Annotated in this window: 23 protein-coding genes; 11 read left to right on the top strand and 12 right to left on the bottom strand. The window is 66.6% G+C overall.

The genetic code is table 11. The features are described from left to right. Positions 1 to 10 precede the first annotated feature (10 nt). On the top strand, positions 11 to 1,102 hold the full coding sequence (locus EPO55_RS13530) for a phospholipase (protein ID WP_296337404.1): 1,092 nt from the start codon (positions 11 to 13) through the stop codon (positions 1,100 to 1,102). A 61-nt stretch (positions 1,103 to 1,163) separates the two neighbouring features. On the opposite strand, the gene EPO55_RS13525 is transcribed toward EPO55_RS13530, so the two are convergent. From EPO55_RS13525 to EPO55_RS13505, 5 genes are all read right to left on the bottom strand, one after another. Continuing rightward, on the bottom strand, positions 1,164 to 1,379 hold the full coding sequence (locus EPO55_RS13525) for a DUF1488 domain-containing protein (protein ID WP_296337403.1): 216 nt from the start codon (positions 1,377 to 1,379) through the stop codon (positions 1,164 to 1,166). A 14-nt stretch (positions 1,380 to 1,393) separates the two neighbouring features. Then, positions 1,394 to 2,383, bottom strand: a complete 990-nt coding sequence (locus tag EPO55_RS13520) for a histidine kinase dimerization/phosphoacceptor domain -containing protein (protein WP_296337402.1) — start codon at positions 2,381 to 2,383, stop codon at positions 1,394 to 1,396. A 238-nt stretch (positions 2,384 to 2,621) separates the two neighbouring features. Then, on the bottom strand, positions 2,622 to 2,837 hold the full coding sequence (locus EPO55_RS13515) for a bacteriocin (RefSeq protein WP_363719064.1): 216 nt from the start codon (positions 2,835 to 2,837) through the stop codon (positions 2,622 to 2,624). A gap of 288 nt (positions 2,838 to 3,125) precedes the next feature. Next, a complete protein-coding gene (locus EPO55_RS13510; RefSeq protein WP_296337401.1) occupies positions 3,126 to 3,695 on the bottom strand; it encodes a sigma-70 family RNA polymerase sigma factor in 570 nt (189 codons plus the stop codon). A 97-nt stretch (positions 3,696 to 3,792) separates the two neighbouring features. Next, positions 3,793 to 4,347 carry a sigma-70 family RNA polymerase sigma factor gene (locus EPO55_RS13505; protein ID WP_296337399.1) on the bottom strand — a complete coding sequence of 185 codons (555 nt, stop codon included), beginning with the start codon at positions 4,345 to 4,347 and terminating at the stop codon, positions 3,793 to 3,795. A gap of 144 nt (positions 4,348 to 4,491) precedes the next feature. On the opposite strand from EPO55_RS13505, the gene EPO55_RS13500 reads away from it, so the two are divergent. The 3 genes from EPO55_RS13500 to EPO55_RS13490 all read left to right on the top strand — a co-directional run bounded on the left by EPO55_RS13500 (position 4,492) and on the right by EPO55_RS13490 (position 6,241). After that, a complete protein-coding gene (locus EPO55_RS13500; RefSeq protein WP_296337397.1) occupies positions 4,492 to 5,121 on the top strand; it encodes a hypothetical protein in 630 nt (209 codons plus the stop codon). Positions 5,122 to 5,241: 120 nt separating this feature from the next. After that, positions 5,242 to 5,406 carry a DUF1328 domain-containing protein gene (locus tag EPO55_RS13495; protein WP_296337396.1) on the top strand — a complete coding sequence of 55 codons (165 nt, stop codon included), beginning with the start codon at positions 5,242 to 5,244 and terminating at the stop codon, positions 5,404 to 5,406. 49 nt (positions 5,407 to 5,455) lie between these two features. After that, on the top strand, positions 5,456 to 6,241 hold the full coding sequence (locus EPO55_RS13490) for a response regulator (RefSeq protein ID WP_296337395.1): 786 nt from the start codon (positions 5,456 to 5,458) through the stop codon (positions 6,239 to 6,241). 14 nt (positions 6,242 to 6,255) lie between these two features. Here EPO55_RS13490 and EPO55_RS13485 read toward each other — a convergent pair whose 3' ends face one another. Beyond that, complete coding sequence (locus EPO55_RS13485; RefSeq protein WP_296337394.1) at positions 6,256 to 6,615, bottom strand: hypothetical protein; 360 nt, start codon at positions 6,613 to 6,615, stop codon at positions 6,256 to 6,258. A gap of 110 nt (positions 6,616 to 6,725) precedes the next feature. Here EPO55_RS13485 and EPO55_RS13480 point away from each other — a divergent pair, with 110 nt between their 5' ends. Then, positions 6,726 to 7,661 (top strand): histone deacetylase family protein, encoded by a 936-nt coding sequence (locus EPO55_RS13480; protein ID WP_296337393.1) that lies wholly within the window; start codon positions 6,726 to 6,728, stop codon positions 7,659 to 7,661. Positions 7,662 to 7,680: 19 nt separating this feature from the next. Here EPO55_RS13480 and EPO55_RS13475 read toward each other — a convergent pair whose 3' ends face one another. The 6 genes from EPO55_RS13475 to EPO55_RS13450 all read right to left on the bottom strand — a co-directional run bounded on the left by EPO55_RS13475 (position 7,681) and on the right by EPO55_RS13450 (position 13,123). Then, positions 7,681 to 9,780 (bottom strand): adenylate/guanylate cyclase domain-containing protein, encoded by a 2,100-nt coding sequence (locus EPO55_RS13475; RefSeq protein WP_296337392.1) that lies wholly within the window; start codon positions 9,778 to 9,780, stop codon positions 7,681 to 7,683. Between the two features lie 37 nt (positions 9,781 to 9,817). Then, positions 9,818 to 11,077 carry a patatin-like phospholipase family protein gene (locus tag EPO55_RS13470; protein ID WP_296337391.1) on the bottom strand — a complete coding sequence of 420 codons (1,260 nt, stop codon included), beginning with the start codon at positions 11,075 to 11,077 and terminating at the stop codon, positions 9,818 to 9,820. A 35-nt stretch (positions 11,078 to 11,112) separates the two neighbouring features. Then, on the bottom strand, positions 11,113 to 11,478 hold the full coding sequence (locus EPO55_RS13465; protein ID WP_296337390.1) for a hypothetical protein: 366 nt from the start codon (positions 11,476 to 11,478) through the stop codon (positions 11,113 to 11,115). Between the two features lie 76 nt (positions 11,479 to 11,554). Next, positions 11,555 to 12,241, bottom strand: coding sequence for an aquaporin Z (gene aqpZ, locus EPO55_RS13460; RefSeq protein WP_296337436.1), 687 nt, complete (start codon positions 12,239 to 12,241; stop codon positions 11,555 to 11,557). Positions 12,242 to 12,362: 121 nt separating this feature from the next. Then, positions 12,363 to 12,959: a YdeI/OmpD-associated family protein gene (locus EPO55_RS13455; RefSeq protein ID WP_296337389.1), complete on the bottom strand. Its 597-nt coding sequence runs from the start codon at positions 12,957 to 12,959 to the stop codon at positions 12,363 to 12,365. Then, positions 12,959 to 13,123, bottom strand: coding sequence for a hypothetical protein (locus EPO55_RS13450; RefSeq protein ID WP_296337388.1), 165 nt, complete (start codon positions 13,121 to 13,123; stop codon positions 12,959 to 12,961). The genes EPO55_RS13455 and EPO55_RS13450 overlap by 1 nt, the downstream gene beginning before the upstream one ends. Before the next feature lie 126 nt (positions 13,124 to 13,249). Between EPO55_RS13450 and EPO55_RS13445 the strand changes: the two genes are divergently transcribed. The 6 genes from EPO55_RS13445 to EPO55_RS13420 are packed head-to-tail and all read left to right on the top strand — an operon-like array spanning position 13,250 to position 21,169. Further along, entirely contained in the window at positions 13,250 to 14,305 is a 1,056-nt protein-coding gene (locus EPO55_RS13445) for an efflux RND transporter periplasmic adaptor subunit (protein ID WP_296337387.1), read from the top strand. After that, positions 14,302 to 15,402, top strand: coding sequence for an efflux RND transporter periplasmic adaptor subunit (locus EPO55_RS13440; protein WP_296337386.1), 1,101 nt, complete (start codon positions 14,302 to 14,304; stop codon positions 15,400 to 15,402). Before EPO55_RS13445 ends, EPO55_RS13440 begins: the two co-directional genes overlap by 4 nt. Beyond that, on the top strand, positions 15,399 to 18,440 hold the full coding sequence (locus EPO55_RS13435; RefSeq protein ID WP_296337385.1) for an efflux RND transporter permease subunit: 3,042 nt from the start codon (positions 15,399 to 15,401) through the stop codon (positions 18,438 to 18,440). Before EPO55_RS13440 ends, EPO55_RS13435 begins: the two co-directional genes overlap by 4 nt. Before the next feature lie 45 nt (positions 18,441 to 18,485). Further along, complete coding sequence (locus EPO55_RS13430; RefSeq protein WP_296337384.1) at positions 18,486 to 19,673, top strand: CoA transferase; 1,188 nt, start codon at positions 18,486 to 18,488, stop codon at positions 19,671 to 19,673. Next, on the top strand, positions 19,670 to 20,224 hold the full coding sequence (locus EPO55_RS13425) for a HutD family protein (RefSeq protein WP_296337383.1): 555 nt from the start codon (positions 19,670 to 19,672) through the stop codon (positions 20,222 to 20,224). Before EPO55_RS13430 ends, EPO55_RS13425 begins: the two co-directional genes overlap by 4 nt. A gap of 21 nt (positions 20,225 to 20,245) precedes the next feature. Beyond that, positions 20,246 to 21,169: a 2-dehydropantoate 2-reductase gene (locus EPO55_RS13420; RefSeq protein WP_296337382.1), complete on the top strand. Its 924-nt coding sequence runs from the start codon at positions 20,246 to 20,248 to the stop codon at positions 21,167 to 21,169. Positions 21,170 to 21,175: the final 6 nt, after the last annotated feature.

Here is a 21,175-nt window from a genome sequence, read left to right as displayed (position 1 = left end):
AGACAGGCCGATGGCGGACGCTGCGAACGAACCGGCCATCGACGCCATCGCCAGCCTGGTGCCAGCGACCTTGCGGGCGCTCTACGCGCTGGAATTCGCCGGCCGCCATCTCTCGCCCGCCACCCTGCCTCGGCTGATCGAGGCCGTTGCCAGCCGCAACGACGACCTCGATGCCGCACTGGCGGCCTCGCGCGCGACCGAGTGGCCGGAGCGCTTTCAGCCGGTGCGCGATTGCCTGGAGCGCGCGGCCGGGGCGGCGGGCGAAGGGATCGGCGGGCTCCTTGCCGCCGGAGAGGCGCCGCAGCCGATCGTCGCGGCCTACCGGGCGCTGCGCGGCTATGCCCGCGGCACCGAGGCGCTCTACCCGATGGCGGCGCACCTGAAGTCGGTCAGCCAGTTCTTCCTCGAACCCGCCATGCGCGACGACGCGGCCCTGCTGCGGCGGCTGGCCACCGCCGACACGACGCGCGACGGGGTCGGGGTGATGCATGTCGGCGGTCCATCGGGAACGCGCGGCGCCTTCTCGCTCTACGTGCCGGAAACCTACGATCACGGACGCCCCCTGCCCCTCGTCGTCGCGATGCACGGCGGCAGCGGCAACGGCGGCGGCTTTCTGTGGAGCTGGGTGCGGGAGGCCCGCACCAGAGGCCTGATCGTGATCGCGCCGACGGCGATCGGCTCGACCTGGTCGCTGATGGAACCCGAAGTCGACGGGCCCAACATCGATCGCATGGTCGAGGAGGTCGCGGGCCAGTGGAGTGTCGATGCCACCCGGCGGCTTCTCACCGGGATGAGCGATGGCGGCACCTTCACCTATGTTCTGGGCCTGCGCGACGACTGTCGCTTCACGCATCTGGCGCCGCTGGCCGCCGCCTTCCATCCGATGATGATGACCTTCGCCAGCCCGGATCGCGTGCGCGGATTGCCGATCCATATCGTGCATGGCGCCCAGGACTGGATGTTCCCGCCCGAGATGGCACGGAACGCCGAACGTGTCCTGGCGCAGGCTGGTGCCGCTGCGGTCTATCGCGAGATCGCCGATCTCTCGCATACCTATCCGCGCGACGAGAATGGGGCGATCCTCGACTGGTTCCTGGCTTGAGCAGGGTCTCTTTTCGGAGGTCGGCCGGCCGCAGGTCGTACGAGCCCTGGCGACCGCGGTCTTAGACCCTGGCGGCAGCCGTGTGAATCTTCTCGCGGCTGAGATCGAAGGCATCGAGCAGGCCCGCTTCATCGCTACCTGTTCCGGGCTGGATCTGCTTCAGCGCATCTTCATCGACGAAGAACGGCGCGTCCATGGCGCCGTCGTGGCCCGGGAAGCGCACGGCGTGCAAGGCCGCGTCATAATAACGGCTTTCGTTGGGAAACTGGATTGTCATGGATGCACCGTGCCTCAGGCAGCAGCGGGCAGCCCCGCCGCGATCGTTCCGTGGGTGATCGATACGGTCGTGCCGTGCGATGTCCCGGAGATCTCCACGCGGGCTTCGAGCTGCCGCGCGAGAGCTTCGACGATGCTCGTGCCCAGGCCCGGGCTGACCTTGTCGGGCAAGCCGACCCCGTCGTCGGAAACCGCGAGCCGCCAGCCCGACGGCGACGCTTCGTAGCCAACCGCGATCATGCCGCCCGCGCGGCCATCGACGAAGGCATGCTTGAGCGCGTTGATCGCGAGTTCGGTGACGATGAGACCGATGCTGACCGCTTCGTTGGACGAGACAGTGCCGTCCTGGGCCTTGACCTCGAGCGTCACCGGCCGACCTTCGGCAATCATCGATGCCGCAAGGGCCTCGCACAGACGGGACAGATAGGGACCCATCTCGATCCGTTCGAGATTCTTCGAAATCTGAAGTTGCCGCTGCACCGTCGCAACGGACAGCACGCGCCGATGGGCGTCCTGAAGGTGCTGTCGAATCTCTTCCGACTGCACTGTCTGCGCCTTGAGGGAAAGGATGCTGGCGATGATCTGAAGACTGTTCGAAACGCGGTGCGGCACTTCCATCAGAAGCGTTTCCTTCTCCTCCGCCAGTTCGGCCAGCTTCCGCTCGACCGCGCGCCGCTCGGTGACATCCTCGATCGCCAACAAAATGAGGGGCCTGGCGCCACCGGCGTCGAACACCGTGCGGCCATTCAGGAGCATCGAGCGGCGCCCGATGCCGGAAAATTCCCGTTCGACCTCATAGGCCTCCATCACGGTCTGCTGCGGCAGGATCGTCTCCAGCAGCACGCGCAGCTCCGGAATGTTCCACTGGCCGCCGCCCAGGTCGTAGACCGGGCGATGCTCGACCTCATGCGGCTCGAGTCCGAAGGTCCGATAGAACGAGCGGCTCGCCGCGACGACGCGGAGGCTTTTGTCGAGCACCAGCAAGGGCTCACGGATGGTGTCCACGATGGCCTCGGCCAGCGTGTGTCCGTCCTGGATGCCCGCAAAGGGATTGGTACTTGGAATTGCAGTCACCGCCCTTCCGGAGGGAGTGTCGGACCACATCTTCTGGTGCGCCCTGCCTCAAGCAAAGTCCAACGATATCGGTCGTGGCAGAAGCATGTAATTGGACAAGGAAAAGGCGCCGCCCACTTTTCCGCCGGACAGCGCCTTCTCGAACTCCGGTCGGAGCGAACGAGTCGCGTTAGCGTTCCGGCGTGGTCGCCGCGCCAACACCCGCACCGACCGCGCCGCCGATCAACGCGCCGGGCAGAACGCCCAAGCCCGTTGTCGCACCAACCACCGCACCGCCGCCGGCACCGATCGCGCCGCCGGTGACCGCGCGCTGGCCCCAGGTATCGCCGCAGGCCGTTGCGCTGAACAGAATGGCCGCTAGTGCCATGAACTTGATTGCCGACATGAGAATCTCCCGAATGAACCGTGTGGGATCAACGCTGCGGAGTTCGACGGGTTCCCCGGCAGCCGGGATCTATTTGGTCCGATTTCACGTCAGGGACGGTGCCTTTGTCGATCAAGCTCAAGAGATCGTCGGGCAGCGGCTCCTTGGTGATGGAGTCGTACATTTCGTGAAGCTGCTTGTGCAGCCAGTTGTCGAATGGCTGCCCGGCTCGCCGGGGTGCCATGGCCGCGACAGAGGTACAGGGATCCGATTGCATGACAGGGCCGCTCTGAATCCCGCTCTCGGCCATCACGACGCGAGTGTCATTGATGTCGACAACGCCGGGCGGGTGGGGGCGGCAATCGGCTCGCCGACAACGCCTTCCTCGCCGGTAAGGAATGTCTCGAGCAACGAACGGGCGCGCGAAATCCGGCTCTTGATCGTGCCGATCGAGACGCCGCAATGCTCGGCGATCCGGGCATACGGGTAGCCCTCGAGCACCGCCAGCAGAAGCGCCTCGCGCTGCCCGTGGGCGAGCTGGCGGAAGGCTCCGAGAAACTCGCGCATGATCAGGCCGCTTTCCTGGCGCGGCGGATGCGATAGCGTGTTCGAGACGACATCGTCCAGGCAGACAGTCGGCCGACTGCGGCGCAAGCCCGAGATGAACTCGTTGCGCTGAATGCGAAAGAGCCAGGCTCCGAAATTGGTGCCGGTACGGAACGAATTTCGCCCGGCCAGCGCCTTCACGATCGTTTCCTGGACCAGATCATCGGCACGGTCGCGATCGCGCGCCAACGACAGGGCATAGATTCGCAGGCGAGGCAGAAGGGCTTTCAGATCGGTGTGGAAGTCGCCGGTCATCGTCTGGGCTGCGGCCATGCATCTCTCCGGGTTGCCTTGATCGGTGTCTGTACTGGAGGAACACCGCCCGAGCTGCATTGGTTGCCGGTCGAGGCAAACAAACCGCAGAAACTGCCTATCCCGCTGAAATCGCTACATGTTTCCTGGCCGGGAGGGTGGATGGCCCGGTATCGGCCAGGACCTCGGCAAGCCGTCGACGGGCCCGCGACACCCGCGCCTTCATGGTCCCGAGACCACAGGTACACACCGCCGCCGCCTCCTCGTAGGAGAATCCGCAGGCCCCGACCAGCATCAGCGCCTCGCGATACTCCGGATTGAGGCACCACAGCGCCCTGGACAGATCGATCAGGTCGGACGAGCGATCGGCGCGGTCGACCCCGGCGACATTCTCTGAGTCGCCCCATCCGACCGTGGCGGTGCGCCGCCGTGCCGAACGCAGGCTCGAATAGAATTGCGAGCGGGCGATCGTGAACAGCCAAGCCTTGAGGTTGGTGCCGGGCTCGAACTGGACCTGCTTGGAAAGCGCTATGACGGCGGTGTTCTGCACCAAGTCGTCGGCCGCCGCGCGCTCACGGCAAAGGAAACGGCTGAACGCACGCAGGTCGGGTAGCAGGGCCACCAGACCATCCTTGAACGGCGGGCGCGCTACAGCAAGCGAAGGCGCTGCCATTCGAGGTTACTCCTGATCCTAGACATGGCGATCATTCGGCCAGGTTCCATAGCCAATCGACGCAAGACAGCGAGTTCCCGCGCGGGTGCGCAACCTCCCGGGACCGCCCGCGTTCCTTCAGTAACCGACGACAGGGAGACCCACATGATCCTTCGAATTTCCACGGCAGTCTCGGTCGGGCTGCTCGCAACCGCCTGCCAGAGCCCGCAGCAGGCCCGCTATGCCACACCGGCCGGCTATCCCGCGACCTACGCGACTTCCGAGCAAGCCTGCGTCGATTACGGCTTCAGCCCCGGGACCGCCGGCTACAACAGCTGCGTGTCGCGTGAACGCGCCGCCCGCACGAGCGGCCGGGTGAGCGCCGACTATGCCGAGGTCAACCTGACCCGGGACGCCCAGGATGCCTGCTACTCCTACGGTCTGCAGCCACGGACCGACCGCTTCGACCGTTGCGTCGGCCGCGAGATCGATGCCCGTCGCTATCGCTCGGAAGCGAGCGTGCAGACCTACCCGCCCTATCGCACCGATCAATACGGCTACCGGGTCGACGCCCAAGGCTATCGCGTCGATGCCAGCGGCTATCGCATTTCGCCCCCGCCGGTTTACGCGGCGGCGAGCTATCCGGTCGCCTATGCTCCGGCGTACGTCGAGCCCCGTCCGACAACCACCGGCGAGGTGGCCTTCCGCGACGAATTCGGCTTCCGCTACGACACCCAGGGCAATCGCATCGATGCCCGGGGCAACATCATCAGCCCACAGACCAGAACGCCGTAACGCCGCAAACCGCCTGATCTCGAAAAGGGCCCGCCTGCGCGGGCCCTTTCTGCGTCCGGTCAAGGGAACCTTTCGTCTCCGGGAGCGTTTCGATTGCCGTACTCTTCAGGGGAGAACCACTTGTTGAATTGGGCGCTTGCTTTTCTTGTCATTGCTCTGCTCGCCGCTCTGTTCGGATTCGGCGGCATCGCCTCGACGGCCGCAGGCTTCGCCCAAATCTGCTTTTTCGTGTTTCTCGTGCTGTTCATCGTCAGCACCCTCGCCCACATCCTACGGCGCCGATAGAAGCATGGTCGTCCATGGTTGATGGCCGGGCGTCGACGAAAGCGCAAAAATGAACGGATTGAAGAAACAAGCGGCCGCCGTCCTGCCGTACCTGCGCCGCTACGCGCGTGCGCTGACGGGCAGCCAGCAGCAGGGCGACCAATGGGTCCGGATGTGCGTCGAGGTCCTGCTGCAGCAGCCTGAACTCCTGGGCTCCAAGGCCACGACGGCAGCCGACATCTTCACCGTCTTCCACAGACTTCAGCTGCCGTTCAGCCTTCTCGACCCGAAGAAGCCGGCCGAAGCGACCGACGCGCCGGCGCGGCTCAAGATGCACCTGACGGACATCCCGCAACGGCAACGCCAGGTACTCCTGCTCACCGTCCTCGAAGGTTTTTCGATCGACGAGGTCGCAGGCATTCTGGGAATCCGCGTCGATGACGCAGAGGCCGACCTCAAGCAGGCGCGCGGCGAACTGGAACGGATTGCCTCCGTGCGCGTGCTGGTCATCGAGGACGAGGCGGTGATCGCGCTCGACGTCGCCAAGATCGTGCGCAATGCCGGCCATCAGGTTGTGGGCATCGCTCCCACCGAGCGGGCCGCCATCGACCTCGCCAAGAAGCATCTTCCCCATCTGGTGCTCGCCGACATCCAGCTTCGGGATGGCGACAGCGGCATCGCCGCCGTTCACGAGATCCTGAAGGCGGTGTCGGCGCCGGTCATCTTCGTGACCGGATTCCCCGAGCGGCTCCTGACCGGACACGGCCTCGAACCCGCCTTCATCATCACCAAGCCGTTCAATCCCGAGATGCTGAAAACGGCGATGGCCCACGCCCTGAATTCAGTGGTGGTGTGACCGGCGGGCGGGGCTCATTCGTCGTACTTGGCGGTCGTGATGCCGCTGGTGCGGTCGTAGAAGACCTGGAGCCGCCTGAGATTGCACAGGTTCAGGTACTGCCAGATCGCTGGCGCGCCGCCATCGGCAAAGCCGAGCTTGATATCCACCTGACATACCAGCTGTGACGCCGGGATCACCACCTGCCGGGACTCGCCGGCCTTGATGACGGGCGGACGGAGAAGGTTGGGGCTCCACATGCTCAGCTGGGTCTGCGAGATCGACATCTCGCTGATCGGATAGGCCGTCGAATTGACCAGCAGAAAGGTGGTGTCAACGGCCAGCGCGCTGCCGGCGAACAGCGAGAGCACGGCAACGACAATCGAACGCAACATCAATTTGGGTCCCCCGGATGAGCCGGCATCTTATCGCCCCATCGCAAGGCGGCTCAAGCGAAGGATCGCATGCCCTATCCCGGCGACACGCGCCGCGCTAGAGGAAGGACATGACGTCGTTCCTCATCAGCCACCCGTCATTCCTGGCCCACGACACCGGCGATTACCATCCGGAGCGACCCGACCGGCTCCGCGCGGTGCTGGCCGCGCTCGACGATGCGGCCATTGCCCATCTGGTTTCCGTTGTAGCGCCCGCCGCCACCCTCGAGCAGCTCGTGCGCGTGCACCCGAAGGAGTATGTCGAGGCGATCCTCGGTGTCCGGCCGCCGGCCGGCGAACTCGTCCAGGTCGACGCCGACACCATCATGAGCACCGAGAGCGCCGAAGCGGCGCGTCACGCCGCCGGCGCCGTGGTCGCCGGCGTTGATGCGGTGATGCGCGATGCCGCGCAAACCGTCTTCGCCGCGGTCCGTCCACCCGGGCACCATGCCCTGCCGAGCATTCCGGGCGGCTTCTGCCTGTTCAACAGCGTCGCCGTAGGTGCCCTGCATGCCCAGGCCGTCTACGGTCTGGAGCGCGTGGCGATCGTCGACTTCGACGTCCATCACGGTCAAGGAACCCAGGCCATCGTCGAAGCCGATCCGCGATTGTTCTACGCCTCATCCCACCAGTCGCCGCTCTACCCCGGCACCGGCTCGGCGCGCGAACGCGGAGTGGCGGGAAACGTGATCAACGTGCCGCTCGCCGCCGGCAGCGGCAGTGCGGAGTTCCGTGCCGCCTGGGGCGATCGCATCCTGCCCGCGCTCGACGTCTTCGCGCCGGAGCTCTTGATCGTGTCGGCAGGCTTCGATGCCCACCGCCGCGATCCGCTGGCGCAGTTGAACGTCGAGACCGCGGATTTCGCGTGGCTGACGGACGAACTTCTGACGATCGCCGATCGGCACGCCGAAGGGCGCATCGTCTCGGCCCTCGAGGGCGGCTACGATCTGGAAGCGCTGGCCGAATCCGTCGTTGCCCACGTGCAGGCGCTGATGCGCGGCCCCTGACTCCGCATGCCGGGCGCCGCTATTTCTTGTCGAGACGCCAGGTGCCGTCCCAGCCGGCGGGCGTGCCGCCCTGGAGAAACCCGGTGCAACGCTCGATGAAGACGCGGCTCGGCCCGTCGCCCGGCCGCAGGGTCGCCACAGCGTTGAAGCAGACGATCGCAGCCTCGAAGTTGCCCTCGATATAGGCCTTGCGCCCGGCCTGCCAGTGGGCGAGCAGCTCGGCATGATCGGCGGCAGTGTCGATCTCGCCCAGCGGCTCATGGATGTCGTGCACCTCGGTCGTCCCCACCGCCACGATGCGGTCGATATGACGCCAGACGAATCGATCGGCGGTGGCGCCGGCCACCTCGCCGCTCGCCAGCAGTTCCGTCCCGTAGACCTTGTTCAGCCCTTCGAGTCGTGACGCCTGGTTCGCCACGGCGCCGACCAGCGTGTAGTTGATGCGCTCGCGCGCGCCGACATTGCCAACCACCGCCGGACCGGTATGCAGGCCGAAACGGGTGCGAAAGCCCGGCCGGCCGCGCTGCCGCCACTTCTCCGCGAGCTGACGGCCGGCGGCGGCGGCCTGCAGGGCCGCCCGGCAGGCATTGGCGATGTGATCGGGATCCGGTTCGGGAGCGTTCCAGAACGCCATGATGCTGTCGCCGATGTACTTGTCGATCATGCCGTGGTTGGCGGAGATGGCCGTGCCCAGTACTTCGAAGTAGCGCGACAGTCGGCTGGTCAGCAGTTCCGGTTCCATCGTCTCGCTCAGCAGCGAAAAGCCCTCGATGTCGGTGAACATCACCGTGACCTCGCGGCGCGTGCCGCCGACGCCGCTGCTCTCCGGCGAATGCATGATCTGGTGGACGAGATCCTTCGAGACGTAGCGGCCGAACACCTCGAGGCCCTCGCGCATTCGCTCGACGGCATCGGACAGCCGGACGACTTCCCTGATGCGGCTTCGCACCGGCACGCGGTCGGAAAAGTCGAGATCGCGGATGCGCTCGGTCTTGGCGGTGATACGCGCCAGCGACCGGGACAACAACAGCGACGCCGCGAGCGTGCCCAGGATCGCCAAACCCACGGCAATCGCCGCCGCTACGGCAGCGTGTTGCAACAGCGTGATCGAGTCTGCGGCAAGTTCCGAGACGGGGACGGCGGCGGCCACTACGAAACGCTGGCCCATCGCCAGAGGCATCCGACGCACGATCAGCCGATATATATGCCCCGACACCTCGATACGGCGATCGATCCGGCGATCATTGTCGGCCGCCTCGCGGATCGCCTCTTTGAGTTCCACTCGCACCGCGGCGTCGCCGGGCAGGCAAGTCGGAGCGGCCGGCGCGCAGGCCTCCGATTCGATCTCGACGCCGGACGTGCCTTGGCCAATCATGATGATCGAGTTGGCGGTGATCTTGTAGGCCGAAATCAGCTGCGACAGCGTGCCGAGCGTGAAGTCGAAGCCGATCGCGCCAGCGCCGCCCGGTAACGGCATGCCGGCAGAAATGCCCACTTCGTTCGACATGGCAAAGCGGTAAGGCGGCGTGAGCACCGGGCCACCGACGTTCAAGGCTTCGACATACCAGGGCCTGGCGCGCGGGTCGTAGTCGCTCGACTGGGTTTGCGCACCGCTGCGCTTGCCATCAGGCGTCTGGAACCACCAGGTCTCGCGCCGCGTCGGCGGTGTGCCGTCGATGGTGCGCACGATAAGCGACTCGCCGTCCGGTGGGTCGTACTGGGTGCGCTGGGCGATCGACAGCGAGTCCGGACGACCGGCATAGACGAAATGGCCGTCGGCATATCCGGCAAAGGCGGCGGTTACCGCAGGATGGCGGTCGAGCAGGGCGATAAGCTGCCGGTGGCGCTCATCGTCGGCGGCCGACCCTTCCTCGGCGTTGAAACTCGGCGCCACGGACAGCGTCTGGCCGACCGAGATCACGGCGCGCAGCCCGTCGGTCAGGAAGCGCTCCACCGCCGTCTCGAGCACGGTCACGCGCTGATCGGCGCTGCGTTTCTCCAGCCCATCGACCGCCTGCCAGCCGAGCCACAACAGCGCTGTGCTGAGCGGCGCCAGGACCAGCGCCATCAACGTCAGGATCGTGATGCTGAACGGAACGGACAGCCTGGGCGATTTCATGTCGGTCGTATCCCGCCCACAGACCTCCAGTGGATGATCATGCCGGCGTTTGCCGGGTGATCGGGACCGGATCGTAGCCGGGCGGATACTTGTGCCAAGGCGCGCCCTTCAGCATCGCTTCGCGCCCGACCTGGAAGAGGTTTTTCATGTACTCCTGGTCGAACGGCTCGCGCAGCTTCCTGGAAAAGCTTTGCGGAATGTAAGTGACATTGTAGTCGATGCCATCGCGGTGGGCGAGAAGGTAAAGCTGGTAGAGGTCGCCGAGGCCTTGCGTGCTGATCAGCGTCGCCACCGCCCGCTCGACGATCTTGAGCGTCCGGCGGTCGACTGTCTCGAAGTCTCCGCCGGGGCGCGAATTGCGGATCACGTAAAGGCTGCGCTTTCGATCTAGGAACGCCTGCCTGCGGCGGGCGTCGCGATGGATGTCGGAAAGCCGACCCGGGCGCGATATCGACGGCGGATAGAGCACCACCTGGGCGACCGTCCCGCCGTCGACATTCATCTCCTGAAAACGCTCGCCACCCGCCTCGAGATCGATCATCACCGGCGGAAACACACCCGGAATCGAAGCCGAAGCCAGAAGGATCCTGGCCATCAGTTCGGCGCGGCGCGGGTGGCTGCTGGCAGCGATGCTGCCCATGTTCCACAGCACGCCCGCCGGAATATCGAGATTGGTCGTTGCCACGATCAGAAGGCGGCCCTTGTCGCTGTATTCGCGTGCGATCGCCGCGACGAACTCCGGCGTGAGCACGCCGCGGATCGTCTGCAGCAGCGGCGTTGAATCGTAGAACGAGTCACTGGTCAGACCGATCAGAAGGCCGCGCGACACCATGATGTCGGCCGTGCTGATGCCGGTATAGAAATGCTCGAGTTGCCGGTCGTATTGCTCGCCCAGGAAGGCGAAGGGCGCGGTCAGAGCTCCGGTGCTGACGCCAGTGACGACCTTGAATTCCGGCCGCGTGCCCCGTTCGCTCCACGCCACGAGCAGTCCGGCGCCGTATGCGCCGTTCGCACCGCCACCCGAGATGGCGAGGAAGTTGGCCGGCCCGACGTCGCTCCTGCCCTCGCGCATGGCCCAGGCTAGCTCCCGATCAAGTGCCTCCGACGCCACGCGACCGAGCAGCACCTCGTCCGATCCGTCGAGCACGATCCGCGTGCCCACCGGCATGCCGTGAAACGACGCCTGGCCGTGCAGCCGCGCCGGCAAGGACGCGAGTCGGCCCGGCGCATCACAGCCGCCGAGCAACCCGGCGGCCGCCCCTGCGCCCAGCCCACCCAACAGGCACCGACGATGCATCCGGCTTCAGTCCGCGACAGGGATGGACCTGCGGTCTATTGCTTGATGGCGGACCACTTGCAGCCGAGGCTCTTTTCCGTGACCGTCAAGGTCTTGGGCGTCGCCGCCAGATCGGCGATCATGTGCAGATTCAGGCGCCCGAGAACGAAATCGCCGGCATAGATGTTTGGCTGGCCGAGCTTCAGCTTGACGTGGATGTTGCCCGGCATGCTCACCTCCGCCTGGCCACTCTTCAGCGTGAATGTATGCTCGCGGGTGAATTGCGGATCGGCCGCGATGCAGCCCTGGATGTTGTTGGGCGCTGCGTTGAGCCAGAATTTGACCTCGCCGTCCTGGGCCAGGACGGCGGCCGGCAGCGCCACGGCAAAAGCGGCAAGAGCGAGATACTTGGCGATGGTCATTGTGCGATCCTTCCGATAGCCGGCCTTCCGATAGTCGGTCGACGCTCTGCCACCTTACATTGGCCGGGATGCGCCGTCAGTCGTCGCGGCGCAACAACCCGTAGGCGAGGCCGGCGATCGCGCCACCCAGCAGCGGCGCCACCCAGAACAGCCAGAGCTGCGAGAGCGCCGCGCCGCCCACGAACAGTGCCGGCGCCGTGCTGCGCGCCGGGTTCACCGACGTGTTGGTGACCGGAATGCTCACCAGATGGATCAGGGTGAGGGCGAGGCCGATGGCGAGGCCCGCAGCCGCCGGATGCGCCCGCTTGTCGGTGGCGCCCAGGATGACGGTGACGAAGCCGAAGGTCATGACGACTTCGATGACGAGGGCCGACACCAGGCCATATTTGCCAGGTGATTGCGCGTCGTAGCCGTTGGTCGCGAAGCCGCCGATATCGGCCCCCGCCTTGCCCGTGGCGATGACGTAGAGGATTGCCGCCCCCGCGATGCCACCCAGCACCTGCGCCGCCACATAGTGCAGGACTTCGCCTTTGGGAAAGCGGCCGGCGACGGCGAGGCCAACGGTTACCGCCGGATTGAAATGACCGCCCGAGACCGGCCCGACGGCGTAGATCATCGTCAGCACGGTGAGGCCGAAGGCCAGCGCCACGCCGGCGAAGCCAATACCGAGCTGGGGAAAGGCGGCCGCAAGGACCGCGCTGCCGCAGCCGCCCAGCACGAGCCACGCAGTGCCGAGAAACTCGGCATAGAGACGATTGGCGATCGGCATGGCGGCTCCCCCTTGCAGTTAAACCGAGTCTACTCCGACGTGGCCCGGCTGGCTGTGCCCCTGCGGGGTGGTCTGCATGCGTTTTTTTGCACATCGGTGGATCGTCAACCGCCGCTCACTTCTTGCGCTGCGGGTAGATCGTCTCGCCGCGCCTGAGCATCGCCACGAAGGTCGCGATCTTCTTCGTCCGCCCCGCCTCGGTCTTCATGTTGCTGGTGCGGAAGGCGAGCGCAAAGCGATTCTGTGCGCTCAGTTTTTCCAGCATCGCCCGGGCCTCGGGCTCGGCATCGATGGCGGCCTGGAGATCGCCCGGGATCTTCGTGTCCTTGCTCTTGTAGGCGCGGGCCCAGCGCCCGTCGGCCTTGGCCGCATCGACCTGCGCCAGCCCGTGCCCGGTCATCCGGCCTTCCTTGATCAGCCTGGCAACGTTGTCGACATTGATCTGGCTCCAGACACTCTTGCGGCCGCGCGGCGTGTAGCGCTGCAGATAGCTCCTGTCGTCGAATCCCTTGCGCAGCCCGTCGATCCAGCCCCAGCAGAGCACGACATCGATGGCTTCCTTTGGTGTGATCGACTTCAGCCCCGAATCCACCTTGTGGATCTTGATCCAGAGCTCATCGGCCTTGTCGCGATGCTTGCCGAGCCATCGGTAGAAGCTCGCGGCGTTGGCGAACTCGCGGACCTTGGCCGGATCGACCTTGACGGGCCCCATCAACACACCCGGTAGCGCGCGGCCATGTCGGGATCGAACTCGACGCTGAAGCCCGCCCCTTCAGGCGGCAAGCGGAAATACTCATGAGCCGCCAAGGGGCCGCCGAAGGCCTTCTCAGGTTCGAACGCCTGTTCGAGTCCGATGAAGGTGAGACGCTCGATCAAGGACACGCATCATTATGTAGACGCCCATACTCGGCATCAATTGTGGAACCTGTTATCATTCCAGAAAAGGGGCTGCAGATTCCGCCACACTTCCTTCATCGCTGGCGCTGGTTGGCGTTGCCGTGCATGTGCGTCGCCTTCCTCGGACTGCTTGCCGGCTGCAAGCAGGATGCGATTGCGCAGCGGCCGCTCACGCGGGTCAAGGCAACCACCGCCGAACTCGTCGATTTTGCACCCGCCATCACCCTCACCGGCATCATCGCGGCCCAGGTCGAGACCGAGCTTTCCTTCAGAATCAGCGGCAAGATCAGTGAACGCCTGGTGAATGTCGGCGATCCTGTCGTCCGCGACCAGGTGCTGGCCCGCCTCGATCCTGTCGAGCAGCAAGCCGAACTCGACTCGGCCAAGGCGGGCGTGCAGTCGGCGCAAGCCCAGCTCCAGCAGGCCACCGCCAGCTTCGACCGCCAGAAGAACCTCCTCGCCACCGGCAACACTACCCGCCGCGACCACGACCAGGCCGAGGCCGCCCTGCGGTCGGCGCAGGCGCAGCTCGACCAGGCCCGCGCCCAGCTCGCGTCGGCCGAGGACCAGCTCTCCTACACCGTGCTGCGCGCCGACGCCGACGGCATCGTCACCGCCCGCAGCGCGGAGGCCGGCCAGGTCGTGGCACAGGCGCAGTCCATCTTTACCGTGGCACGCAACGGCGCCCGCGACGCGGTGTTCAACGTTCACGAATGGGCGTTGGCGAATCTCGCCACGGACAAGGGCCTCCCAATTTCCTTGGTGTCCAATCCCGCCGTCTCCACCATCGGCGACGTGCGCGAGATCTCGCCGGCGATCAATCCCAGCACGATGACCATCACGGTCAAGATCGGACTGCGCGAGACGCCACCGGGAATGAACCTGGGCGCCATCGCCAACGGCGTCGGCGCCATGAAGCTGCGCAAGGTCTTCCTGCTGCCCTGGGGCGCGCTGTTCGAGATCGACGGCGCGCCGGCGGTATGGCTGGTCGACCCGAGCAACAACACGGTGTCACTGAAGCCGATCACCGTCGACCGCTACATCCGCGGCGTCATCGCGGTGACGGACGGACTTGAGAACGGCCAGCGCGTGGTCACCGCCGGCGTGCAGCTGCTGCGACCGGGACAGAAGGTCGAGATCGCGGCGGAGACCAAGCCATGAGACGCCAGGGTGCCGGCCTGCTGGGCATCGCCCTGCTCGCGTTGCTTGGCGCCTGCCGGCAGGACCGGCAAGCCGAGGCCGCCCCGCCCGTCCGGCCCGTCCTCTCGGTCAAGGCGGAGATCAACAAGACCGAGATCTTGGGGCCGTTCGTCGGCAGTATCCAGCCACGCTACAGCACGGATGTCGGCTTCCGTGTCTTCGGCCGCATGGTGGCGCGGTTCGTTGATGTCGGCGCCATCGTCAAGAAGGGCGACGACATCGCCACCCTCGATCCGTCCGTGCAACTCATCCTGGTGCGCAACGCCGAAGCCGTGCTGGCCAATGCCGAGGCGCAGTATGCCAACGCCGAGGCTGAGGAGAAGCGCCAGCGGCCGCTGGTGGAACGCAACATCACGCCGCAGGCGCAGTTCGACGTGATCGTGCAGAATCGCGATACCGCCGCCGCCAACCTCATACGTGCCAAGGCGTCACTGCGCCGGGCGCAGGACGTGCTTTCCTTCACCCAGATCCATGCCGACTTCGACGGCGTCGTCACCGGCCGCTACGCCGAGCCCGGCCAAGTGGTCAATCCCGGCCAGAAGATCGTCACCATCGCCCGGCCGGAAATCCGGGAAGCCGTGTTCTCCGTCACCAGCGACCTCGCTGACATCCTGGCCAACCGCAACGACTTCGAAATGCAGGTGCGGCTCGATCCCGCGACGGCGATGAAGGCGGCGGCCGTGCGCGGCGTCGATCCGGCGGCTGACCCGACCACGCGCACGCGTACCATCTACCTGACCTTGAACGATCCCGTACCGGCCTTCCGCCTCGGCGTCACGGTGTACGTGACCCTGCAGAAGCCGATATCGCCGCGGATCGACCTGCCGGCCGCGGCGCTGCTGGAGACGGACGCGAAGACCCGGGTGTGGGTGGTCGAGAAGAGGCCCTCCGGCGCGGACGCCACCGTCTCTCTGCGCGACGTCACCGTCACGAGTCGCACGGCCGAGACGATCACCGTCGCCTCGGGCCTGTCGGCTGGCGAGCGCGTGGTCACTGCCGGCATCCACAGCCTGAAACTAGGACAGGCCGTGAAGCTCCCGAGCGAGGCCCTCAAGTGAACAGGTTCAATCTCTCGGAGTGGGCGCTCGGCCACCGCTCGTTCGTCTGGTACCTGATGCTGGCGATCGTCGCGGCGGGCGCCTTCTCCTACCTGCGGCTCGGCCGCGAGGAAGATCCCTCCTTCGCCATCAAGACGATGATCGTGCAGGCAAGCTGGCCCGGCGCCACGGTCGAGGAGATGACGAATCAGGTCACCGACCGCATCGAGCGAAAACTGCAGGAGCTGAACACGCTCGACTTCACGAAGAGCTACAGCACGTCTGGACAGACGACCGTCTTCGTCAACCTCAAGGACACGACGCCCGGCCGCGACATCAAGGCGATCTGGCTCGACGTGCGCGCCAAGATCAACGACATCCGCTCCGACCTGCCGACCAACGTGCAGGGGCCGTTCTTCAACGACCAGTTCGGCGACGTGTTCGGCAACATCTACGCCCTGACAGCCGACGGTCTCTCCTTCCGCCAGCTCCGCGACTATGCCGAGCAGGCGAGGACCCAGGTCCTGAAGATTCCCGGGGCCGGACGTGTCGAGCTGCTGGGCGTGCAGGACGAGGTCATCTATCTCAACTTCTCGACCCAGCACATCGCGGGTCTCGGAGTCGACCAGCAGGCCGTCCTGCAGAGCCTGCAGGCGCAGAACGCAATCGCGCCATCGGGCACCGTGCAGGCCGGCGCCGAGACGGTCAGCCTGCGGGTGACGGGCCAGTTCACCTCGGAGGACAGCCTTCGCGCCGTCAACATCCGCGTCAACGACCGCTTCTTCCGGCTCATCGACGTCGCCACCGTGACGCGCGGCTATGTCGACCCGCCGCAGCCGATGTTTCGCTTCAACGGCCAGCCGGCGATCGGCATCGCCGTCGGCATGAAGGCCAACGGCAACGTCATCCAGTTCGGCGAGGACCTGAAGACACGCATGCGGCAGATCGTGTCGGAGCTGCCGATCGGCGTCGGCGTCCACCTCGTGTCGAATCAGCCGGCCGTGGTCGAGGAGGCGGTCGGCGGCTTCACGCAGGCGCTGTTCGAGGCCGTGGTCATCGTGCTCGCGGTCAGCTTCCTCAGCCTCGGCCTGCGCGCCGGGCTGGTCGTGGCCATCGCCATCCCGTTGGTCCTGGCCGGCACTTTCGTCTTCATGGAATATTCCGGCATCACCCTGCAGCGCATCTCGCTCGGCGCGCTGATCATCGCGCTCGGCCTGCTGGTTGACGACGCCATGATCTCGGTCGAGATGATGGTGGCACGGCGCGAGGCGGGCGATTCGCTCGAGAAGTCAGCGACCTTCGCCTATACCTCGACCGCCTTCCCCATGCTGACCGGCACGCTGGTGACGGTCGCGGGCTTCGTGCCGATCGGGCTGAACGGCAGCTCGGCCGGCGAATACACCTTTACGCTGTTCGCCGTGATAGCGGCCGCCCTGCTGATCTCCTGGGTAGTGGCCGTGCTGTTCACCCCGCTGCTCGGCGTCAGCCTGCTGCCCCGCGCAGCCGCGAAGCAGGACGAAGCGAAGCCGTCACGGCTGAAGGCGGGGTTTTCGCGCCTGCTGGTGCTGGCGATGCGCTGGCGGTGGCTGACCATCGGCGTGACGGCGGTCCTGTTCGCCCTCTCGGTCGTGGGCCTCGGCCTGGTCCAGAACCAGTTCTTTCCGACGGCCGACCGGCCCGAGCTGCTGGTCGACATGACCTTGCCGCAGGACAGTTCGATCGCCGAGACCAAGAAGCAGATGGACCGTCTGGAAAAGGCGCTGCCCGGCGACAAGGACATCGTGCGCTGGAGTTCCTATGTCGGCCGCGGCGCCGTCCGCTTCTACCTGCCGCTCGACGAGCAACTCGGCAATCCCTTCTTCGGCCAGGTCGTGATCGTGACCACCGATGTCGCGGCGCGCGACCGGGTGGCCGAGCGCCTGCGCAAGCTCCTGCGCGAGGACTTCGTCGGCATCGACGGCTTCGTCCATCCGCTCGACCTCGGACCGCCGGTCGGCCGGCCGATCCAGTACAGAATCGGCGGACCCGACATCCAGACCGTGCGCCGCCTGACGCAGGAGTTCGCCAGCGTGGTCGCCGCCAACCCGAACGTCGGCGGCATCGTCTACGACTGGAACGAGCCCGGGAAAGTCCTGAAGATCCGCGTCGACCAGAATCGCGCCCGCCAGCTCGGCATCAGCTCGCAGGATATCGCCACCATGCTGAACAACGTGGTCGGCGGCTCGTCGATCACGCAGATGTACGACAGCATCTACCTGATCAACGTCGTAGGCCGGGCCGAGCGCGCCGAGCGCGTGGCGCTGGAGACCTTCCAGGGCCTGCAGCTCGCCGGCCGCAACGGCCAGCCCATCCCGCTGTTCGCCATTGCCGACATACGGTTCGAGCTCGAACAGCCGATCGTCTGGCGGCGCGACCGCCAGCCCACCATCACGCTGCAGGCAGGTGTGCTGGGTGGCCTGCAACCCGCGACGATCGTCGACCAGCTGAAACCCGCCGTCGCTAAGTTCGCGGCCGCACTGCCGGCCGACTACAGCATCGCTATCGGCGGCACGGTCGAGGAGAGCGCCAAGGGTGAGCAGCCGATCGCCGATGTCGTGCCGCTGATGCTGTTCCTGATGGCAACGGTGCTGATGATACAGCTCCAGAGCTTCCAGAAGCTCTTCCTGGTCGTGAGCGTGGCGCCACTCGGGCTGATCGGCGTCGTGGCCGCACTGCTGGCGACCGACCAGCCCATGGGCTTCGTGGCGATCCTGGGGGTGCTGGCGCTGATCGGCATCATCATCCGCAACTCGGTGATCCTGGTGGCGCAGATCGACGAGTTCCTGGCCGAGGGGCTGGCGCCGTGGAACGCCGTGGTCGAGGCGACGACCCATCGCCTGCGCCCGATCCTGCTGACCGCAGCCGCCGCCAGCCTCGGCATGATCCCGATCGCCCGCGAGGTGTTCTGGGGTCCGATGGCCTATGCCATGATCGGCGGCATCATCGTCGCCACCCTGCTCACGCTCCTGTTCCTGCCGGCGCTCTACGCCGCCTGGTACCGCCTCAAGGAACCGACCTGACGCGCACCATGGCCGCAGGCGCCGATCCCGCGCTATGGTCATGACATGAGCTACGACGCGCCTTTCGCCGGCCTCAAGGTGATCGACCTCAGCCAGGGCATTGCCGGGCCCTACTGCGCCATGCTGCTGGCGCAGCACGGCGCCCAGGTGATCAAGGTCGAGAGCATCGGCGAGGGCGACTGGGCCCGCGCGCTCGGCGTCCGCTACGGCAGCCACACGGCCTTCTCGATCATCGGCAATCTCGGCAAGCGCAGCATCGCCATCGACCTCAAGACCGAGGCCGGCAAGCAGGTGCTGTGGCGCCTGTTCGACGGCGCCGACGTCTTCCTCGAAGGTTTCAGGCCCGGCGTCATCCGCCGGCTGGGTTTCGACTATGAAGCCGTTTCCGCCCGCGTGCCGCGTCTGCTCTATCTCTCAATCTCGGGCTTCGGCCAGACCGGGCCGCTGGCCGAGCGGCCGGCCATGGACCCGGTGCTGCAGGCCTATACCGGCCTGATGTCGGAGAACCGCGGTGACGACGGCATCCCGCATCGCGTGCCGGTGATCGTGGCCGACATGTCGACGGCGCTCTATGCCTACCAGGCGCTCGCCTCCGCGCTCTACGCCCGACGCGACGAGACGCACGGCCGCTACATCGACGTCAGCCTGATGCAGGGCGTCACCGCGCTGCAGGCGATCCGGCTCATGGCCTGCCATCTCGAGGGCGGCACGATGAAGCCGGGCGGCGTGCCCGGCGGCGTCTTCCAGACGGCCGACGGCTGGATGTCGATCCTGGCCATCAACGACCGCGACTGGAAGAACCTCTGTGCCGCCATGGACATGCCCGCGCTGGCAGCCGATCCGCGCTTCGCGGGTCCGGCGGCGCGGCTCGCCAACGAGGCCGCTCTCTATGCCATCGTGCGCCCGGCGATCGCGGCCCGGCCCTGCGCCGAGTGGGCCCGGCGCCTGACCGATGGCCGCATCATGCACGAGCGGCTGAACAGCTACGCCGAGTTCCTCGCCCAGCCGCACGTGCGCGAGACCGGCCTGATCCACTGGCTCGAACAGGCGGGCGTGCCGCAGCCGGTACCCGTGCCGGCGCTGCCCGGCACGCTGCCGCCCGCCGCCGACACGCCCAGGGCCGTGGCGCCGCTGCCGGGCCAGCACAGCCAGGCGATCCTGGCCGAGCACGGTTTTACGCCGCCCGAGATCGCGGCCCTCCTGGCCGATGGCGCAGTCGCCGCTTCCTCATGACGATCAGCCGGCTCGACCCCACTCAGTACGTCACCACGCCCTGGCGGAACGGCGGCGGCGCCACCGTCGACATTGCCGTCGCGACCGACAGGGACGGCGACGTCTGGCGCTTCGGCCGCACGCCCATCGTGGCCCCCGGTCCCTTCTCCGACTACCGCGGCTTCGACCGCGTGCAGGTGCTGGTGGCCGGCAGCGGCCTGGTGCTGAAGACGCCCGACGGCGAGATCGATGTCCGCCAGCCGTTCCGGCCGGTGCGCTTCGCCGGCGAGACGCCGGTCACGAGTCGTCTCGAGGCGGGCCCAGTCGAGGTGGTGAACCTCATCGGCAATCGCGCCAAGGTGCGGATCGACCTCAGGGTTCTCGACGAGGACCGCTCGCTCCGGCTCGGGCCGGGCACGCACATCGTCTACAACCCATTGGGCGAGAGCGCGCTCGACGTCGGTGGCACACGCCATGTCCTGGCGGGCGATCACGGCTTGCGCCTCGAGACGACCGACGCCACGGTCCTCGCCGGCCACGGCGGCTGCCTGCTGGTCGCCAGCATCGTCTAGAGTCCACTCGAGGAGCGTTTCATGCGTATTGCAATCGTAGGCGCGGGCGGCATCGGCGGCGGCTATGGCGCAGCCCTCGCCAAGGCGGGCGCCGATGTCACCTTCATCGCGCGCGGCGCGCACCTGGCCGCCATGAAGAGCAAGGGCCTCAGGGTCGAAGGCGGCCGGGGCGAGACCCATGTGTCTCCCGCGCAGGCCACCGACGATCCCAAGACGGTCGGTCCGGTCGACTTCGTGCTGTTCTGCGTCAAACTGTGGGACGTCGACAGCGCCGGCCAGCAGATCAAGCCCATGGTCGGCAAGGACACCGCCGTGGTCACCCTGCAGAACGGCATCGACGCCCACGAGCGGCTGATCCCGATCCTGGGCAAGCAGGCGGTGATGCCAGGCGTCGCCAACATCAGCGCCACCATCGCCGAGCCCGGCGTGATCCGCCAGACCGGCACGGTGATGCGCATGGTGTTCGGCGAACTCGATGGCGCCAGGAGCGCGCGTGGCCAGGCGCTGGCCACCGCCTGCGCCAGGGCAGGCATCGACGGCGTCTTCAGCGAGGCGATCCTGACCGAGCTCTGGATGAAGTTCATCCTGCTCGCCTCCAACGCCAGCATGATGGCGCTCGCCCGCCTGCCGATCGGCCATCTGCGCGACGACCCCGACATCGCGCCCTACTTCATCGCCGCCTACGAGGAAGTGGTGGCCGTCGGCCGCGCCTCCGGCATCGCGCTGCCGGCCGACGCCGTGGACCGCACGCTCAACTTCAACCGCAACGCGCCGGCGCATCTCATGGCCTCGATGGGCGCCGATCTCTTGCGCGGCAACCGCATCGAACTGCCGTGGCTCAGCGGCAAGGTGATCGAGCTCGGCCGCAAACATGGCGTGCCGACACCCACCCATGCCTTGCTGTATGCCATGCTGAAACCCTACATCATGGGCACGCCCACCTGAGGTTCC

It is taken from the genome of Reyranella sp., from assembly GCF_004296935.1.
In the GTDB taxonomy this organism is placed as follows: Bacteria; Pseudomonadota; Alphaproteobacteria; order Reyranellales; family Reyranellaceae; genus Reyranella.
This window is presented reverse-complemented; position numbering and strand designations above follow the sequence as displayed.

Bases quoted from the DNA above. Each gene is read 5' to 3' on its own strand.
- EPO55_RS13445 (WP_296337387.1), top strand. From the start codon at position 13,250: ATGTGCGTCGCCTTCCTCGGACTGCTTGCCGGCTGCAAGCAGGATGCG.
- EPO55_RS13475 (WP_296337392.1), bottom strand. From the start codon at position 9,780: ATGAAATCGCCCAGGCTGTCCGTTCCGTTCAGCATCACGATCCTGACG.
- EPO55_RS13425 (WP_296337383.1), top strand. From the start codon at position 19,670: ATGACGATCAGCCGGCTCGACCCCACTCAGTACGTCACCACGCCCTGG.
- EPO55_RS13505 (WP_296337399.1), bottom strand. From the start codon at position 4,347: ATGGCAGCGCCTTCGCTTGCTGTAGCGCGCCCGCCGTTCAAGGATGGT.
- EPO55_RS13500 (WP_296337397.1), top strand. From the start codon at position 4,492: ATGATCCTTCGAATTTCCACGGCAGTCTCGGTCGGGCTGCTCGCAACC.
- EPO55_RS13490 (WP_296337395.1), top strand. From the start codon at position 5,456: ATGAACGGATTGAAGAAACAAGCGGCCGCCGTCCTGCCGTACCTGCGC.
- EPO55_RS13525 (WP_296337403.1), bottom strand. From the start codon at position 1,379: ATGACAATCCAGTTTCCCAACGAAAGCCGTTATTATGACGCGGCCTTG.
- EPO55_RS13470 (WP_296337391.1), bottom strand. From the start codon at position 11,077: ATGCATCGTCGGTGCCTGTTGGGTGGGCTGGGCGCAGGGGCGGCCGCC.
- EPO55_RS13430 (WP_296337384.1), top strand. From the start codon at position 18,486: ATGAGCTACGACGCGCCTTTCGCCGGCCTCAAGGTGATCGACCTCAGC.
- EPO55_RS13440 (WP_296337386.1), top strand. From the start codon at position 14,302: ATGAGACGCCAGGGTGCCGGCCTGCTGGGCATCGCCCTGCTCGCGTTG.
- EPO55_RS13420 (WP_296337382.1), top strand. From the start codon at position 20,246: ATGCGTATTGCAATCGTAGGCGCGGGCGGCATCGGCGGCGGCTATGGC.
- EPO55_RS13515 (WP_363719064.1), bottom strand. From the start codon at position 2,837: ATGTCGGCAATCAAGTTCATGGCACTAGCGGCCATTCTGTTCAGCGCA.
- EPO55_RS13465 (WP_296337390.1), bottom strand. From the start codon at position 11,478: ATGACCATCGCCAAGTATCTCGCTCTTGCCGCTTTTGCCGTGGCGCTG.
- EPO55_RS13485 (WP_296337394.1), bottom strand. From the start codon at position 6,615: ATGTTGCGTTCGATTGTCGTTGCCGTGCTCTCGCTGTTCGCCGGCAGC.
- EPO55_RS13455 (WP_296337389.1), bottom strand. From the start codon at position 12,959: ATGGGGCCCGTCAAGGTCGATCCGGCCAAGGTCCGCGAGTTCGCCAAC.
- EPO55_RS13510 (WP_296337401.1), bottom strand. From the start codon at position 3,695: ATGGCCGCAGCCCAGACGATGACCGGCGACTTCCACACCGATCTGAAA.
- EPO55_RS13480 (WP_296337393.1), top strand. From the start codon at position 6,726: ATGACGTCGTTCCTCATCAGCCACCCGTCATTCCTGGCCCACGACACC.
- EPO55_RS13530 (WP_296337404.1), top strand. From the start codon at position 11: ATGGCGGACGCTGCGAACGAACCGGCCATCGACGCCATCGCCAGCCTG.